Origin of the sequence: Emticicia agri (assembly GCF_004168285.1) — a bacterium.
Lineage (GTDB): Bacteria > Bacteroidota > Bacteroidia > Cytophagales > Spirosomataceae > Emticicia > Emticicia agri.
Genome location: NZ_SEWF01000007.1, coordinates 19,329 through 35,709 on the forward strand (window position 1 = coordinate 19,329; position 16,381 = coordinate 35,709).

Sequence of the window (16,381 nt, forward strand, 5' to 3'; positions counted from 1 at the left end):
TATTTGCGTAACTAATTACGTAATTAATTACCTATTATGGATTTAATATCAGATTTGGGTGCGTTGGCACTCGGCAGTCGCTTAAAAAGACTCAGCGACCGAATGATGAAATCGGTCTCTGAAATATACAGGAATTCGGGCATAGACTTTGAATCAAAGTGGTTTCCTTTGTTTTATTTATTAAGCAAAGAGGGTGAAAAAGGGATTATGGAAATTGCTGAAATACTGCATATCAGCCATCCCGGTGTAATACAGTTAGCCAGAGAAATGGAAAAAGCAGGATGGATAGTCTCAGAAAAATCAGGACAGGATGCCAGAAAAAGGCATTTGAAACTAACGGAAAAAGCCTGGCAGACTTTACCTCAGTTAGAGGAAATGTGGGTGAGTTTTAAAGAAAACAATGCCAAGATTATTCGTGGTTCTCAACAGAATATTTTACTGGCCTTAGAAGAATTTGAGCATTTTCTTGATAACAATGACTTCAAAAAGCAGTATTATGAGACATTCAGGGAAATGAAAGAAAATCCGATTGAAATCAAACTCTTTGACGAGCAATACCAGCAACAGGTAGAAGATATGGTATTGTCTATCCAGAATGGAGAATTTAATTTAGGATTAACTGCTCAAAGACAACCTGACTTGCACAATCTGAAAGCCTTTTATAACGATAAAGGTAACTGGCTTTGGGTTGCCCTTAATAAAAATGACGAAGTAGTGGGTACTATTGGCTTAGAACGGCTGAACGATAAGCAGTCTGTTTTACGGAAAATGTTCATCAAAAAACAATATAGAGGCAAAGCATTGGGGTTAGCCTCAAAATTACTTGAAATTTTACTTAAAGAGGCTAAACAACAGCAATTTACAGAAATTTTGCTGGACACACCTTTAGTTACGCATGCAGCCCATCGCTTTTATGAGAGCAACGGTTTTGAACTAATCAGCAATGATTTAGTACCAGACAATTATATTCTGCCTAAGGGTATTGTTTTGAAAATTTATCGATTAAAATTGTAACAACCTCAATAAAAAATAGCCGCTGATAGTACCAACGGCTATTCTGCATCTATTTCATTTAGCTATTACTTAATCAATTTCAAACGCACCATTGCCTACATTCTCAAAGATTATTTCTCCGTCTCTATCCAATTCCATCATAATCACCGAATCTTTGTGCACTTTTCCGGCTAATATATCTTTTGAGAGTTCGTTCAGAATTTTACGTTGCAAGACTCGTTTCAAAGGTCTGGCACCAAAACTTGGGTCGTATCCTTCTTCGCCTAATTTAGCCAAAACCTCATCAGTAGCCTCTAAAGTAATTCCTTGTTCGGCCACACGTGCCTGAATCTGTTTGAACTGAATACTGATAATTTTATGAAGATTATCTTTAGTTAAAGGCTCAAACAATACAATTTCATCAATACGGTTCAGAAATTCTGGTCTCACAAAGGCTTTCAGTTGGTCTAAAACCGCATTTTTGGTTTCTTCTAAAATCAGGTGGTAATTCCACCCTTCGTTTTCAGCAAACTTCTCCTGAATAATATTACTACCCATGTTTGAGGTCATGATAATAATGGTATTCTTAAAGTTGGCCACACGACCTTTATTATCAGTCAGACGCCCTTCATCGAGCACCTGTAATAAAATATTCCAAACGTCTGGGTGAGCCTTTTCTATTTCGTCTAACAGTACAACACTATACGGTTTGCGACGAATAGCCTCTGTCAATTGTCCCCCTTCATCATATCCAACATATCCCGGAGGGGCTCCCACCAAACGGCTAACAGCATGGCGCTCCTGATATTCACTCATATCTATTCTGACCAGTGCATTATCATCATTAAATAGATATTCTGCGAGCGCTTTTGCCAATTCTGTTTTACCTACACCTGTAGGCCCCAAGAATAAGAAACTACCAATCGGACGTTTAGGGTCTTGCAAGCCCGCCCGTGAGCGGCGAACTGCATCAGCCACTACTTGAATGGCTTCATCTTGTCCGGCTACACGATTATGGAGTTCTTTTTCAAGATGCAATAATTTTTCTCGTTCGCTTTGTAGCATTTTAGCCACCGGAATCCCCGTCCACTTAGCTACCACTTCAGCAATATTTTCAGCCGATACTTCCTCATGCAATAAAGTGGCCTGAGTACTATCTGCTTCTTTCTGAATTTCGTTCAGCCTGTTATTAGCCTCTACTAATTTACCGTACCGTATCTCTGCTACTTTTCCATAATCACCTGCACGCTCGGCTTGTTCAGCTTCTAATTTCAACTGCTCAATTTGCTCTTTTAACGAACGTAATTCATTAATCGAACCTTTTTCATTTTCCCATTTGGCTTTCAACTCATTGCGTTTCTCGCTCAAATCAGCAATTTCTTTATTCAGAATGCTTTCTTTGTCTTTATTATTTTCACGACGAATCGCCTCTCTTTCAATCTCCAATTGCATTATCTTACGATTCAACTCGTCTAATTCTTCTGGCATTGAGTCCATTTCCAGACGAAGTTTAGAAGCAGCTTCGTCCATCAGGTCAATAGCTTTGTCTGGTAAAAAACGGTCTGAAATATATCTGTCAGATAACTCAACCGCTGCAATCACGGCATCATCCTGAATACGCACCCCATGATGCAGTTCGTATTTTTCTTTAATACCGCGTAGAATCGAAATCGCATCAGGTACGTTTGGTTCATCAACCATAACCGACTGGAAACGGCGCTCTAAGGCTTTATCTTTTTCTATATATTTCTGATACTCGCTAAGTGTGGTAGCACCAATAGTATGTAATTCTCCACGAGATAAAGCCGGTTTCAATAAGTTGGCTGCGTCCATTGCACTATCACCGCCTGCACCTGCACCAATCAAGGTATGAATCTCATCAATAAACAACACCATCTCCCCTTCTGAATCAGTTACTTCTTTAATAACGGCTTTCAGACGCTCTTCAAATTCACCTTTGTATTTAGCCCCTGCAATCAACAAACCCATATCTAACGATACGATGGTTTTGGATTTCAGGTTTTCAGGTACATCACCCGATACGATTCTTTGAGCCAGCCCCTCAACAATCGCCGTTTTACCTACACCTGGCTCACCTAAAAGAATCGGATTATTTTTGGTACGACGTGATAATATCTGTAATACCCGACGAATCTCTTCATCACGTCCGATTACCGGGTCAATTTTGCCTTGACGGGCTAAATCATTCAGATTTTTGCTGTATCGTGCAAGGGCTTGATAAGTATTTTCTGCGTTCTGGTCTTTCACTGGATTATTTTTACCTCTTAGTTCCTGTATAGTGGATTTTAGTTCTTTCTCTTTAAAGCCTACTTCTTTCATTAAGCTGGCTACTGCATCTTTTCCTGCTACTAAACCCAGGTAGAGTAGCTCTACACTCACAAACTGGTCGTTAAATTCTTTCAGGTAACTCTGAGCTTTTGCTAAAGCTGCCGATAGGTCATTGCCTAAATAAGGTTGTGCACCACTTACTTTCGGGTAGCCGTTAACAATGCTTTCTAAGCGACTCGCAAACAAATTTTCATTCACATTCAGCTTATTCAACAAAAAAGCAGATGTATTGGCATCTTCTTCTAACAATGCTTTTAGCAGATGCCCGGTTTCAACTGCCTGCTGCATATTTCCCTGGGCAATTTGCACAGCTTGTTGAATAATCTCCTGAGCTTTTATGGTATATTGATTAACATTCATCTTTCAACAATTTTGTATTTGTGTCTATATCAACAAAAAATATGCAGATAGGCTTTTTTCGGAAAAATTGTCAGAAAAAACTATTTTTTACAAAATCAAGAAAGACAAAAAGGCAGTTTCGTAGTTAATACTCAAGCATTTTTAGCAATTTTGGCATTTATTTCAGACCAATATGCTTTTCGACGATACCTATACAACTATTAAGCAAGCCACCGAAGGGCTTTTTAAAGACAGAGGAAGTAAGTTTTTAGCTTTTGCTTATCCTATCCACGATGAACAAGAGGTGAAAAAATATTTAGATGCACTTCGTGGCCTGCACCCCAAAGCCAATCACCATTGTTATGCTTACCGATTAGGTATAGACCGAAACCAATTCAGGGTAAATGATGATGGAGAACCATCAGGTTCGGCAGGCAGACCCATATTAAATGTGTTACTTTCTAAAGATGTTACCAATATTCTAATAGTGGTAGTTCGCTATTTTGGAGGTACGCTTCTGGGTGTCCCCGGTCTTATTAATGCTTATAAAGCAGCTACTATAGAAGCATTACTTAATGCTGAATTGACACAAAAAACAGTAAATGACTTATATGAAGTAAACTTTGACTTTGAGACAATGAACGAGGTAATGAAAGTAATTAAGGAATTTGGTCTAAAAATAAGCAATCAGCTTTATGATAACCGCTGTACTCTCACCATCGAAGTCAGGAAATCCGTTTTAAATCAGGTATTAACTAAAATGGAAAAAATTGATAGTATCTCTACACAGTATCTATTAACTTTATAAAACTTATAAGCTCTATAAACAAAAAAAAGCAAGACAAAATCCTGCTTAGTTTTCTTATTCAATTTATAGTTTGTTAGAAGAGTCTTGTGAAGGCAACTGCTACAAATACAAAGATAGAAGCCCACATAGGCACGCGACGAGCTTTGTAAACAGCTACTTTAAATACTTTCAGGTATTCTAATCTTAGCCATACTACTACGGCTAACAACAAAAACATAACAGCACTTGAAAACTTAAACGCCATCACATGGGCTGGATTGGTTGAGAAGTAAAGGAAAATATTTACTAATAAAAGTAGGACTCCAAGGAGACCAAATACTTTACTTGTCCAGGTATAAGTTTCTTTGTCTATGTTATTTCTCATGATTTTGTTGTTTGATGTACAAATGTAAAATAATTATTAAGTATTTGTCAAGTATTTTGAAATAAATTTTGGCAAATATTAGTATAACCAAATAATATTCTGACACACATCTAAAATATGTATCTTTTAATATTAGAATAATACAATAGTTATTTTCATAATTCTATAAAATCACGTTTCAAAAACAATCAATTACGCTGAAAATATTCAAAAATCAGAAAAACTACGTTTATATAATAATACATAGCATATCTTGAAAAATGTAATTTATTTAAGACATGGGGATACACAGTATCATCAGTTTTTGAATTGTGTCAGATAATAATGAATAACCAGAAATAAATATAAAAGTGGAAGAAGACAGTAAACAAAGGTAATTTCGGTAGTTCTGATAAACCAGTCTGTGATGTTCTGATACGAATACTTTAATAAGTAAACGGGGTTAATTGAGAGGTAGTAAGAAAAATAAATAAGTCTTGGCAATCGGTTTCTATCACTAATTCATCCGATCGCTCAATTTTCAACAAAAGTATATAAACAAAAAAACAATAGCAGTTCATGCAAAAACACGAATGCTATTGTTTTATGGGTTAGGGCTGAATAAGAAAATATTATTTAGTATCTTCTGTAGCTGCCTTTTCGATATTTTCTTTTACTTCACGAGAAGCATCTTTGAATTCACGGATACCTTTACCTAATCCACGAGCTAATTCTGGAAGTTTTTTAGCTCCGAAGAAGAAAAGGACAACTACTAAAATCAAAACCATCTCTGTTGTTCCAAGACCAAACATGACGTAATAAGTTTAAATGTTTTCTACAATAATTTAACACAAATATAAACGAAATTCAAACAACTAAAAAATTAAATTCCTCTTAAAGTCTTTACTCTGGCTGAGGCACAACCTTTTTCCATTGTTCAAATTTTTCAATTTCATCACTGATACTTTTAATAATAAACATCAGCAAAGCGACATCGTCGGTCAGACCGACAAAGGGCAAAAAATCCGGTAACAAATCAATTGGGGAGATAAAATAGATAAACCCCGCAATAACTTTTAAAAGATTCTGGAATTCTATATTTCTATATTCGCCTGTTGCATAGGCTTTTATTAATCCTCCTAATAAAACAACTTTATCTCTTAATACATCAAAGGTCGCCCCTACTCCCAAGCCTTGTACTTTAACAAGCGCACTCTTTAAAAGTTTAAGTAAACTATTGGCATTTTTTGCCAATCTTGGGGCTTTTCCTAAAGCAGTTCTGTAAAAGGCCGATTCTAATACTCTTGAAAGCAGGTTGCCGGTTTCTGATGCCATTTGAGTTTTATAAAGCTATTATATTTCTAATAAACGTAAAAATTCAGAAAAAAAGTAAGGATTTATGGAAAAATACAAAAAAAACGCACTAAAGCCTTGTATTATATTGGTTTTGTCCAATAAATTTGAACCAAATTTAAAACAAGTATTTAGCCTGTGCTTAAATTCATTAATGATATAAGTTATATAACAAAATTATTATGATTAAGTTTGTGGCTCAATTATTACATTATTCTATTTAACATATTTATGAAACTTCATGTCAATAAATTCTACCCCAAAGCATGATAAGTTTCTAACCAAATAAGTTCCGTTAAATACGGATTAGGGGTATTATTAGCAAATGAAAGTAACCGTAGTTGGTGCAGGTGCTGTAGGAGCAACCACCGCCGATAACATCGCTCGCAAACAGATAGTTGATGAAGTAGTATTGCTTGACATCAAACAAGGAGTAGCCGAAGGAAAAGCAATGGATTTGATGCAGACTGCTTCATTAGAGGGTTTCGATACTAAAATTATAGGTTCAACTAATGACTACGCTAAAACGGCTAAATCTGATGTAGTTGTTATCACTTCTGGTCTTCCACGTAAACCGGGTATGACACGTGAAGAGTTGATTGGTATCAATGCGGGTATTGTAAAAGGTGTAGTTACTCAGATTCTTACTCATTCGCCAAAAGCTATTTTATTGATTGTTTCTAACCCGATGGATACCATGACTTATCTTGCTCTGCAAGTAGCACAATCTATGGGCGTTAACAAAAAACGTGTAATAGGCATGGGTGGAGCTTTAGATTCTTCACGTTTCCGTTATTATTTATCACAAGCAATGGGTGTATCACAAGGAGATTTACACGCTAACGTAATTGGTGGTCATGGCGATACAACCATGATTCCGCTTACCCGTTTAGCTACCTGGAATGGTATTCCTGCAAGCAGATTTATTTCTAAAGAAGCCTTAGCCAAAGTTGCCGCCGATACAATGGTAGGTGGTGCTACTTTAACTGGTTTGTTAGGAACCTCAGCATGGTATGCGCCGGGCATTGCTTCATGTTCTATGGTAGAAGCTATTATCCGCGATGAAAAACGTATTGTACCTGCTTCTGTTTCTCTGAATGGAGAATATGGACAGAAAGACATTTGTTTAGGAGTACCGGTAGTTTTAGGCAGAAATGGTTGGGAGAAAATTGTTAACTACCGCCTGAATAAAGAAGAACAGGCTGCCTTTGCAAAATCGGCCGATGCAGTAAGAAACATGAATAATGTTTTAAGTACTTTGAGCATCTAACTCCTTGATTAAGAAAGATTTATTCTGATTTTTTTATAAAAAAATCTCGTAGTGTAAAAACTGCGAGATTTTTCTTTTCTTAGAAACAATTATTAAAACATTTGAATCAAATTCATTGTTTTATTCGTAAATTTGATTAAGAATCCTAATATCCCTGATTGTTTCTTATAACCGTGCTTACAAATGCTTGACAAGAACAACTTTATCGACTTCCTGAACAATCCGCAGTCGTTAAGCCTGAACGACATTATGCTCATGGAAAATATGACCAAAAAGTATCCATATTTCCAGTTGGGCTATACCATGATTGCCAAAGGAATTTACACTAAAGCCCCCGAAATCGCCCATGATGCTATCCGTAAAGCAGCCATTTATGCCCTCAGCAGAAATGCCCTGCGCAAAGTGATAGAAAATGATATTGACTGGAACGCCAATATTACTGCCCGCTTAATTGATACACCCATTGAAGTTAAATTTTCGCCTGATTCCATTGAGGAAGAATTAAACCGTGAAAAGTTGGAAGAAGAACTAATAGAATCTATTGCCAAACCTGCCTTACGTAATATACAGGAAGAACAATTAGCTCTTATTGAGCAATTTATTAAAAAAGAGCCCCGTATTCAGCCTATACGTACCAATATCACTACCGAAGAAGTAGAAGACCTTAGTGAGCGCAGTACAACCATGAAAGGACCGCTTTTGACTGAGAGTTATGCCAAAATTTTATCCCGTCAGGGACGATTTGAACAGGCTATAGAAGTTTATCATAAACTTATTGCAAAGAATCCCGAAAAAAGTAGTTACTTTGCAGCAAAAATCGTCGAATTAGAAAAGAAGAGCCTTTGATAAAGAGGTTCTTGTTTCGAGATAAATCATTGTTCAAAGTTAATTTTAATTGAAAAGATGTACACTACAATTTTAGTTTTGATGGTTATTGTTGCCATTTTATTAGTTTTAATCGTATTAATTCAGAATCCAAAAGGTGGCGGCATATCAAGCGAATTTAGTGGTGCCGGCTCACAGATGTTCGGTGTGCAACGTACAGGAGATTTATTAGAGCAACTTACCTGGGGTTTCTTTGCTTTTATTATTGTAGGAGCTTTAATATCGGGTATTTTTATTGACAAAACCGGTGCAGGTGTACAAGACAATGGTCTGAACGTAGAAAAAACTCAGACTCGTCCTTCAACAACTCCGGCTCCAGCACAAGCCCCTGCTACTGCTCCGGCTCAAACACCTGCTAATACAACTCCTGCTCAACCGCAGAAATAAGAGTTCTTTAGGATATTTAAAAGCCCTGATAATTCGGTTATCAGGGCTTTTGGTTTTATAATTCCTAAATGTTATTTCGATTTAGACTCTTCTTGTTTCCTTTTCTCCTCATTCTCCTGTTTCAGTAAGGCTATTTCCTGTGCCAGTTTAGTCATATTCTTTTGCAGTTTTGAATTAACAATTGATAGGTGTAACAAATAAATCAAGATAATAAAGATAAAACCTGTAAAAACCAGATTTGGGGCTTCATATACCCCGAATAACTTTGATAACACCTCAAGTCCATTTCGCCAGATAGCAAAAACCCCTAAAAACAAGGTACATACTAACCATACAATAGCATATTCTTCTCGCAGTTTCCCTTTTACAATCAGATAAGCGATTGAAAGTAGAAAAAAGAAATTGATAACAATGGTAATAATCTGGATACGTGCCATAGTAGTGATAGCTAATGTAGATTTATGAATAACGGAAGTAAATTTAAGAAAATTGCAGGCAAAAATCCTACAAATAATAAAGGGTACAGAAACTAATTTCCATACCCTTTAAGGTTGAGTTTATCTTTATATCTATTCGTAGCGAAGCGATTCAATAGGATCTAATTTTGAGGCTTTATAAGCAGGATAAATGCCTGATATAATACCTACTACCACACATACTATAATACCCATAAGCATCCACCCCCAAGGTACAATAAAGCTACTTTTATCACTAATAACCTTGGCAATTACATTCCCGACAGATATACCCAGGATAATACCTCCAATACCGCCTAAAATACAGATAACAATGGCTTCCATCAGGAATTGTAACCTGATTTTGAACGGTGTAGCACCAATAGCCTTCCTGATACCTATTTCACGGGTGCGCTCAGTTACAGACACCATCATAATATTCATTAATGCAATAGCCGCTCCTAATAAAGTGATTATTCCGATACCAAAGCCCCCAACCCTCAGATAACCCGTTACCTCTTCAAAATCTTTCGCTAAAGCATCTGAGCGTTCTATTTCAAAAGACATGGGCTTACTCACAGGGTCTTTCCTTACACGTCGCATGACAGCTTCTGCTTCACCTAATATATAGTCCATATCCGACACATTTGGTACAGAGGTTGTAATATCAAAAGTCAGTGTTCTGTTACCAGCTATCTGTCGGCCCGTTTCTAAAGGTACAAGGGCTACTCTATCATCGCCTCCCCCATTAATACTCCCCTTCTTCTCCAAAACACCTATTACCTTAAATCTTAAGCCAAGCAGTGTAATCTCTTTATCTATCGGGCTTTCTTTAGGAAAAAGCAAAGTTGATAGCTCACTTCCTAAAATCACCACATTGTTCGTAAAATCAATATCATTTTTATTAATATCTCTACCAGCCAGCAATCTATATCCTTTAATTGTCAAAAAATCTTCATCAATACCACGTATCAGCGTATTAGGATTTGTTTTGATAGATTTATATTTCAACTGAGCCGCTCCGGCCACGTTTGTATAGATACTGATAGTTGCAGGAGTTTTACCCTGAAACAGGGTTTTATACAATTTTGCCTGTCGGTAATCAATAGGCGGAAAATCTTTATCATCTACTCCCCCACTCCTGCGTCTCCAGGGTCTTGGGCCTTTGATATCAAACGAATTGGCTCCCAAGCCGGCAAAACTATTATCTACCGAGCTTTGCATACCATCAATTGCTGTCAGAATACCTACTAATGAGGTAATACCAATAGCAATAATCAAGGCTGTAAGCACCGTACGGAGCATATTTCCTTGTATAGACCTAAGCCCTTCCCGGACATTTTCTTGTAAATTCATTTGATTACCTGCTAAAAAAATGGAGAGAATAAAATGATATAATTGGCATCATTTATAATTACAAATTTCCACAAGAGTTTTGAAACCTACAAACCAATGAGATAATTGATTTAGCCGTTTATCATTATTTTTAAACGAATCGTCTCATTTTCCTCAGGAACAAGGCTTCATCTTATACTTTTAAATAAAATTAACCAAATTAAACAGGAATTCCTTAATTTAGGAACCTGAATTAACATCACAAACAAACTCTACATGAAAAAAACTACCCGTTCTCTCATGGTTGGTTTGATGCTATCTGGTAGCTTTAGTTTTGCACAAACCAAAGAAACATCAAAAGACCCTGTTATTGCCAATATTATTAAAGAGGCTACTGAAAACTCTCAGCTCGAAAAAATTGCCCACGAATTAATGGATGGCATTGGTCCACGCTTGGTAGGCTCTCCACAAATGAAAGAAGCGCACGACTGGGCTATCGATAAATACAAATCTTGGGGAATCTCTGCCAAAAACGAAAAATGGGGAGAATGGCGTGGTTGGGAAAGAGGCGTATCACACATTGATATGGTGTCGCCCCATGTCAAATCATTAGAAGGCACACAACTGGCCTGGAGCCCAAGTACTAAAGGCCAATCAGTAGTTGCCGAAACGATTATTATCCCCGATTTGGTCGATTCACTGGCATTTCAAAAATGGCTACCCAGCGTAAAGGGTAAGTTTGTGATGATTTCGATGAATCAGCCAACTGGTCGCCCCGACTATAACTGGGAAGAATTCGGCACAAAAGAATCATTTGAAAAAATGAAAGCCGACCGCACTGCGCAAACAGAAGCCTGGACAAAACGTATCAGCAAAACAGGTTATAACACCCGCACACTTCCTGTGGCTTTAGAAAAAGCAGGAGCTGTAGGTATAGTGATGTGTTATTGGTCAAGAGGATTTGGAGCTAATAAGATTTTTGGAGCTAATACCAAAACTATCCCGACCGTTGATATTTCATTAGAAGATTATGGTCTGTTATACAGATTAACAGAGTCGGGTATTAAACCTAAAATCAGTGTCCGTGCCGACTCTAAAGAATTAGGGGTAGTGCCTACATTTAATACCATTGCCGAAATAAAAGGCTCAGAAAAACCTAATGAATATGTGATGCTCTCTGCTCACTTCGACTCATGGGATGGCGGCACAGGTGCAACCGACAATGGTACAGGCACTATCGTCATGATGGAAGCCATGCGTTTACTAAAGAAATTTTACCCAAACCCTAAAAGAACCATTCTCGTAGGCCATTGGGGTAGTGAAGAGCAAGGGCTGAATGGTTCAAGAGCGTTTGTAGAAGACCATCCGGAAATTGTATCTAACCTGCAGGCACTGTTTAATCAGGATAATGGTACAGGTAGAGTGGTAAATATTACAGGCCAGGGTTATTTACATGCCTACGACTACCTTGGTCGTTGGTTGTCTAAAGTCCCTGCTGAATATAAAAAAGGACTGGAAACTCGTTTTCCTGGTGCTCCGGGCGGTGGTGGCTCCGACTTTGCCTCTTTTGTAGCCGCTGGTGCTCCCGGATTCTCTTTAAGTTCATTGAACTGGTCGTATGGCACTTATACCTGGCATACAAATCGCGATACTTACGATAAAATTGTTTTTGACGATGTGCGTAACAACGCTATTCTGGCAGCAATATTGGCTTATCAGGCAAGTGAAGACCCTGCCAAAACCTCTACAGAAAAAAGTATCTTACCGCTCAACGAAAAAGGAGAACCCGGTAGCTGGCCCACAAAAAGGTCTCCTACTCGCAAAGGCGGCTTAGACTAATAGCTACAAAGGCCTATGGCTCACAAAGAATCATAGGCCTTTTAATTGACGCATTTTTTTTTCAAGGAGGCGTTTCTCAGGTTCTGATGTAACCAGATTTAAAGCTTTTTCATAACATTGCCGGGCTAAGGTATTTTCTTTCAATTCGGCATATAAATCTCCTTTAGCAGTCTGATATACATAGTTCTGATGCAAACTCTCCAATTTTACAAGGTCTTCTAAAGCCACTTTTGCTCCATATACATACCCTTTTACAATAGCTCTGTTCAAAAATACAAACGGGGTTGGTTTTATATCTGCTAAAAGATTATATAGTCTTAAAATTACTTCCCAATTAGTTTTTTCAAAACTCTTAGCAGAAGCATGATAAGAAGCAATGGCCGCTTCAATATGATATTCACTGATTTCGTTACCTGCTGACGATTTCCTGAAAAATTCATAGGCACGAGAGGTCATGAAGGCATCCCACAAACTACGGTCCTGATCTTTCAATAAAACAATAGCACCTTTATCATCAAGTCTTGCCGGAAAACGAGCCGCCTGAAAACACATCAAAGCTAAAAGCGCATTAGTCTTGGGCAAATTAGTGAGTGTATTTCTGGTTAAAAGTAGACAGATACGAATGGCATCTTCGCATAAATCGTGTCTGATTACCTGGTCTGGGTACGAAGAGCTATATCCTTCATTAAATATCAGATATACAATTTTTAATACGGCTTCCAGACGAACTACTAATTCTTTCGATTGTGGCACTTCTAATACAATTTGCTCACTTCGTATTTTCTCTTTTGCCCGATACAATCGCTTATTGATGGTATCTTCGGTAGTCAGAAAAGCACGGGCAATTTCAGCCGCACTTAATCCGCCTAATGTTTTAAGGCTCAGGGTAATCTGAGATTCTAAGGCAATAGCCGGATGGCAACAGGCAAATAACATTCTTAACTGACTATCTTCTATTTCATCATCAAGAAAAAGTTTGCCTAATACATGTTCCTGTTGTTCTGATAGATAGGTTAATTCTTCCTTTATTTCGCCAAATAATTTTTCTCTGCGTAATAAATCAAGTGCCTGATTCTTGGCTACCCTATAAAGCCACGCCGAGGGATTTTCAGGAATCTGACTCCTCCACTCGTTCAATGCCTTTAAAAGTGTATCCTGCACTATATCTTCGGCAATTTCAATTCTATCAAAACCGAACATACGTGCCAAAACAGCAGTCATCTTTCCCGCTTCATGGCGAAAAAGATGACTGACTAACAGATTAATATGCTCGTATTTTGTTGTATCAGCCAAAATTCTGAATAGGTCTTACTTCAACCACACTTTCATAATCATACATAGGACACCCCTTCGATAATTCTATGGCTTCTTCAATTGAGTCAGCTTTCAGTAGCATATAGCCACTCACAATTTCCTTGGCTTCGGTATAAGGGCCATCTGTTACCACATGATTTAATCCTTTTACACTCTTTCCGGTAGGATAAAGCGCATCGGTAGCAATCAGTTTGCCTTGTGCTGCTATCCCTCCTATCCAGTTGTTCCACTTTTCTAATTCCGCCTGCATGTCCTCAGGTGAAAAATTTTCATACATTGATTCGACTTGCATTTCGTTGCGGAAGATAAGCATAAATTTTTCCATGATGTTGAATTTTAAATGTTAACTGAATTAAATTTTGCTCTGAAGACGAACCAAATTTCCGGTTTTGGACATTCATTCAAAAAAAATTTTTAAATTGCTTAATGGCTAATTCTTAAAGAATAATCAATACCCAATAAGGCGACTTTTTTTTCGTTAGTTGGTATAAAGATTGCTGTAATATCTTAAATTAATTTGGTTTTAAGTATGAAGAAATTACTAATTTTATTAACCTTTTCCCTTTCATTTGTCTCTCATGTATTTGCCAATAAAATACTGATTCCGATGGATGAAAGTCAAAAAAACCATTTAAAAGCCTATGGCATTGCTTTTTGGTTATTGAAAGAACACGCAGCAGAAGTTGAATGGCTATTAAATTACCGGGGTGGGAGTTTTTTATTTGATGCCTCTCAAAGCTATATTAACGAATGTGTTATCAGAGGGGTAAGCTATGAAATGATTTCTGATGCGGAATCACAATCTATTTTAGCGCAGATAGCCTCTCCTGATGCCAACATGGATGCTGTAAAATTAAATAAAGCGCCAAAAATAGCTGTTTACTCGCCCAAAACAACCCAACCCTGGGATGATGCCGTAACACTGGTTTTAACTTATGCCGAAATACCTTACGATAAGATATTTGACGAAGAGGTCTTGGAAAATAAACTTCCCGAATACGATTGGCTACACCTGCACCATGAAGATTTTACCGGACAATTCGGTAAATTTCTACGGATGCGTGGCCAGGCATGGTATCAGGAGCAAAAGCAGGAAGCGGAGACTATTGCCAGAAAATATAATTTTGCAAAAATTCCGGATTTAAAATTAGCTGTATCGAAAAAAATCAGGGATTTTGTAGCAGGTGGTGGTTATATGTTTGCCATGTGTAATGCTACTGATACTTTTGATATTGCCTTAGCCGCTGATGGAATTGATATTGTAGAATCGCCTTATGATGGGGATGGTGCCGACCCGAACGCTGATAAAAAACTGAAATTTGAAAACAGTTTTGCTTTTCAGAATTACAGATTAATTATCAATCCTTACGAATTAGAGTTTTCATCAATTGATAATCAACAAGAGGAACGTGGCGTTACCGAGAGCAACGACTACTTTTCTTTATTTCAGTTTTCGGCCAAATGGGATCCTATTCCTACCATGCTTACGCAAAACCATGCAAACCTTATTAAAGGATTTATGGGTCAGACCACGGCATTCAAGAAGCAATATATTAAGCCTGAAGTGATAACAATGGCCGAAAATCGCTCATTAGGCGAAGCAAGATATATTCATGGTACAATGGGTAAAGGTTTCTGGACTTTCTACGGTGGGCATGACCCCGAAGATTATCAGCATTATGTTGGCGAAGAACCAACTGACTTGAATCTTCACCCCAATTCAGCAGGGTATCGACTGATTCTGAATAATGTATTATTCCCTGCGGCAAAAAAGAAAAAATTAAAGACTTAAGCTCAGAATATAAACAGTAAAAAATGGCCTGGAAGTTTGACTTCCAGGCCATTTTTTACTGTTTATGTATTGTTAAGAATCACCTTTCTTAACTTTTTTACCTCTGTTTTGTGCCCATTCTTCTGCTTTAGCAGTCGCAATAGCAATAGCAGATCCTTCTTCCTTACCTTCTTCTAATAAAGCATTTGCAATTTCAACTGCCTTATTTCTGACTGGTGCAGTAAGATTTTTCATGGATGGCGGATATTCTGATTTTGTCCAGGGCATAATCTTATCGTTTATGAGAACAGTTTTACTCTATTCTCGTCTATTACTGCTTATCTGTTAACTTCTCAATTCTGTCCGCTTCCTCTTTATGATGATTCAATGTTGGAAGTGTCTTAGACGCAAAGGCTTTCAAATCTGCATCATTACCTTTATCGGCCAATTTCTCAAACTTATCAATATCCTTCTTATGATCTTCTACCATTACGTCCATATACTTTCTATCAAAGTCTTTACCAGTCTTCTCTGACACATCATTTAAGTCTTTCTGATGTTTATCACTTAAGGTCGTTGGTAAAACAATGTTTTTACTCTCGGCAAGACTTTTAAGTTCATTGTTTGCCTTGGTGTGGTCATCAATCATCATCTGAGCAAACGACTTAACTTCTGAAGAAGTAGCCTTTTGTACTGCTACTTTTGCTAATTCAACTTCAAACATCCCACCACTTGCCAGATCTACTACCATTTCTGCATCATCTTTTTGAGCCGAAGCTACAGAGTCTGTTGGTGCTGTTGCTTCAATTGCTTCATTGTTTACTTGTTCAGTAGAGTCTTTTGAATCCTCAGATGTGTTTGAATTACAAGATGCCATTCCTAATGTAAACACAATGGCTGAGCCTAATAAAATGCTTTTTGTTTTCATGATAAAAAAAAG

Annotated in this window: 17 protein-coding genes; 7 read left to right on the forward strand and 10 right to left on the reverse strand. The window is 37.5% G+C overall.

Going from position 1 to position 16,381, the window contains the following annotated elements; translation table 11 throughout:
* The first annotated feature begins 36 nt into the window (after nucleotides 1–36).
* Nucleotides 37–1,014 (forward strand): bifunctional helix-turn-helix transcriptional regulator/GNAT family N-acetyltransferase, encoded by a 978-nt coding sequence (locus EWM59_RS06255; RefSeq protein WP_130020093.1) that lies wholly within the window; start codon nucleotides 37–39, stop codon nucleotides 1,012–1,014.
* Between the two features lie 69 nt (nucleotides 1,015–1,083).
* Here EWM59_RS06255 and clpB read toward each other — a convergent pair whose 3' ends face one another.
* A complete protein-coding gene (gene clpB, locus EWM59_RS06260) occupies nucleotides 1,084–3,702 on the reverse strand; it encodes an ATP-dependent chaperone ClpB (protein WP_130020094.1) in 2,619 nt (872 codons plus the stop codon).
* Between the two features lie 172 nt (nucleotides 3,703–3,874).
* Between clpB and EWM59_RS06265 the strand changes: the two genes are divergently transcribed.
* A complete protein-coding gene (locus EWM59_RS06265; RefSeq protein WP_130020095.1) occupies nucleotides 3,875–4,489 on the forward strand; it encodes an IMPACT family protein in 615 nt (204 codons plus the stop codon).
* Nucleotides 4,490–4,562: 73 nt separating this feature from the next.
* Here the strand turns inward: EWM59_RS06265 and EWM59_RS06270 are convergent, their stop codons facing one another.
* The 3 genes from EWM59_RS06270 to EWM59_RS06280 all read right to left on the reverse strand — a co-directional run bounded on the left by EWM59_RS06270 (nucleotide 4,563) and on the right by EWM59_RS06280 (nucleotide 6,167).
* Nucleotides 4,563–4,853, reverse strand: a complete 291-nt coding sequence (locus EWM59_RS06270) for a hypothetical protein (protein WP_130020096.1) — start codon at nucleotides 4,851–4,853, stop codon at nucleotides 4,563–4,565.
* Between the two features lie 611 nt (nucleotides 4,854–5,464).
* A complete protein-coding gene (locus EWM59_RS06275) occupies nucleotides 5,465–5,644 on the reverse strand; it encodes a Sec-independent protein translocase subunit TatA/TatB (protein WP_130020097.1) in 180 nt (59 codons plus the stop codon).
* Nucleotides 5,645–5,735: 91 nt separating this feature from the next.
* Nucleotides 5,736–6,167: a YkvA family protein gene (locus EWM59_RS06280; protein ID WP_130020098.1), complete on the reverse strand. Its 432-nt coding sequence runs from the start codon at nucleotides 6,165–6,167 to the stop codon at nucleotides 5,736–5,738.
* Nucleotides 6,168–6,510: 343 nt separating this feature from the next.
* Between EWM59_RS06280 and EWM59_RS06285 the strand changes: the two genes are divergently transcribed.
* From EWM59_RS06285 to secG, 3 genes are all read left to right on the forward strand, one after another.
* Nucleotides 6,511–7,455, forward strand: coding sequence for a malate dehydrogenase (locus EWM59_RS06285; RefSeq protein ID WP_130020099.1), 945 nt, complete (start codon nucleotides 6,511–6,513; stop codon nucleotides 7,453–7,455).
* Between the two features lie 183 nt (nucleotides 7,456–7,638).
* Nucleotides 7,639–8,301: a DUF8458 domain-containing protein gene (locus EWM59_RS06290; RefSeq protein WP_130020100.1), complete on the forward strand. Its 663-nt coding sequence runs from the start codon at nucleotides 7,639–7,641 to the stop codon at nucleotides 8,299–8,301.
* 57 nt (nucleotides 8,302–8,358) lie between these two features.
* Nucleotides 8,359–8,727 (forward strand): preprotein translocase subunit SecG, encoded by a 369-nt coding sequence (gene secG / locus EWM59_RS06295; protein ID WP_130020101.1) that lies wholly within the window; start codon nucleotides 8,359–8,361, stop codon nucleotides 8,725–8,727.
* Between the two features lie 71 nt (nucleotides 8,728–8,798).
* Here secG and EWM59_RS06300 read toward each other — a convergent pair whose 3' ends face one another.
* Together EWM59_RS06300 and EWM59_RS06305 are read right to left on the reverse strand one after the other, a co-directional pair.
* Nucleotides 8,799–9,164, reverse strand: a complete 366-nt coding sequence (locus EWM59_RS06300; RefSeq protein WP_130020102.1) for a DUF2304 domain-containing protein — start codon at nucleotides 9,162–9,164, stop codon at nucleotides 8,799–8,801.
* A 132-nt stretch (nucleotides 9,165–9,296) separates the two neighbouring features.
* The gene (locus tag EWM59_RS06305) at nucleotides 9,297–10,538 is read right to left on the reverse strand and encodes an ABC transporter permease (protein ID WP_130020103.1); all 1,242 of its coding nucleotides are present in this window, start codon (nucleotides 10,536–10,538) and stop codon (nucleotides 9,297–9,299) included.
* A gap of 255 nt (nucleotides 10,539–10,793) precedes the next feature.
* On the opposite strand from EWM59_RS06305, the gene EWM59_RS06310 reads away from it, so the two are divergent.
* A complete protein-coding gene (locus tag EWM59_RS06310; RefSeq protein WP_130020104.1) occupies nucleotides 10,794–12,356 on the forward strand; it encodes a M20/M25/M40 family metallo-hydrolase in 1,563 nt (520 codons plus the stop codon).
* A gap of 30 nt (nucleotides 12,357–12,386) precedes the next feature.
* On the opposite strand, the gene EWM59_RS06315 is transcribed toward EWM59_RS06310, so the two are convergent.
* Nucleotides 12,387–13,649 (reverse strand): RNA polymerase sigma factor, encoded by a 1,263-nt coding sequence (locus EWM59_RS06315; RefSeq protein ID WP_229239291.1) that lies wholly within the window; start codon nucleotides 13,647–13,649, stop codon nucleotides 12,387–12,389.
* Nucleotides 13,642–13,995 (reverse strand): YciI family protein, encoded by a 354-nt coding sequence (locus tag EWM59_RS06320; RefSeq protein WP_130020105.1) that lies wholly within the window; start codon nucleotides 13,993–13,995, stop codon nucleotides 13,642–13,644. The genes EWM59_RS06315 and EWM59_RS06320 overlap by 8 nt, the downstream gene beginning before the upstream one ends.
* Nucleotides 13,996–14,199: 204 nt before the next feature.
* Here EWM59_RS06320 and EWM59_RS06325 point away from each other — a divergent pair, with 204 nt between their 5' ends.
* A complete protein-coding gene (locus tag EWM59_RS06325) occupies nucleotides 14,200–15,462 on the forward strand; it encodes an asparagine synthetase B (protein ID WP_130020106.1) in 1,263 nt (420 codons plus the stop codon).
* Between the two features lie 72 nt (nucleotides 15,463–15,534).
* Here the strand turns inward: EWM59_RS06325 and EWM59_RS06330 are convergent, their stop codons facing one another.
* Nucleotides 15,535–15,729, reverse strand: a complete 195-nt coding sequence (locus EWM59_RS06330; RefSeq protein ID WP_130020107.1) for a DUF2188 domain-containing protein — start codon at nucleotides 15,727–15,729, stop codon at nucleotides 15,535–15,537.
* 43 nt (nucleotides 15,730–15,772) lie between these two features.
* Nucleotides 15,773–16,369 (reverse strand): DUF4142 domain-containing protein, encoded by a 597-nt coding sequence (locus EWM59_RS06335; RefSeq protein ID WP_130020108.1) that lies wholly within the window; start codon nucleotides 16,367–16,369, stop codon nucleotides 15,773–15,775.
* Nucleotides 16,370–16,381: the final 12 nt, after the last annotated feature.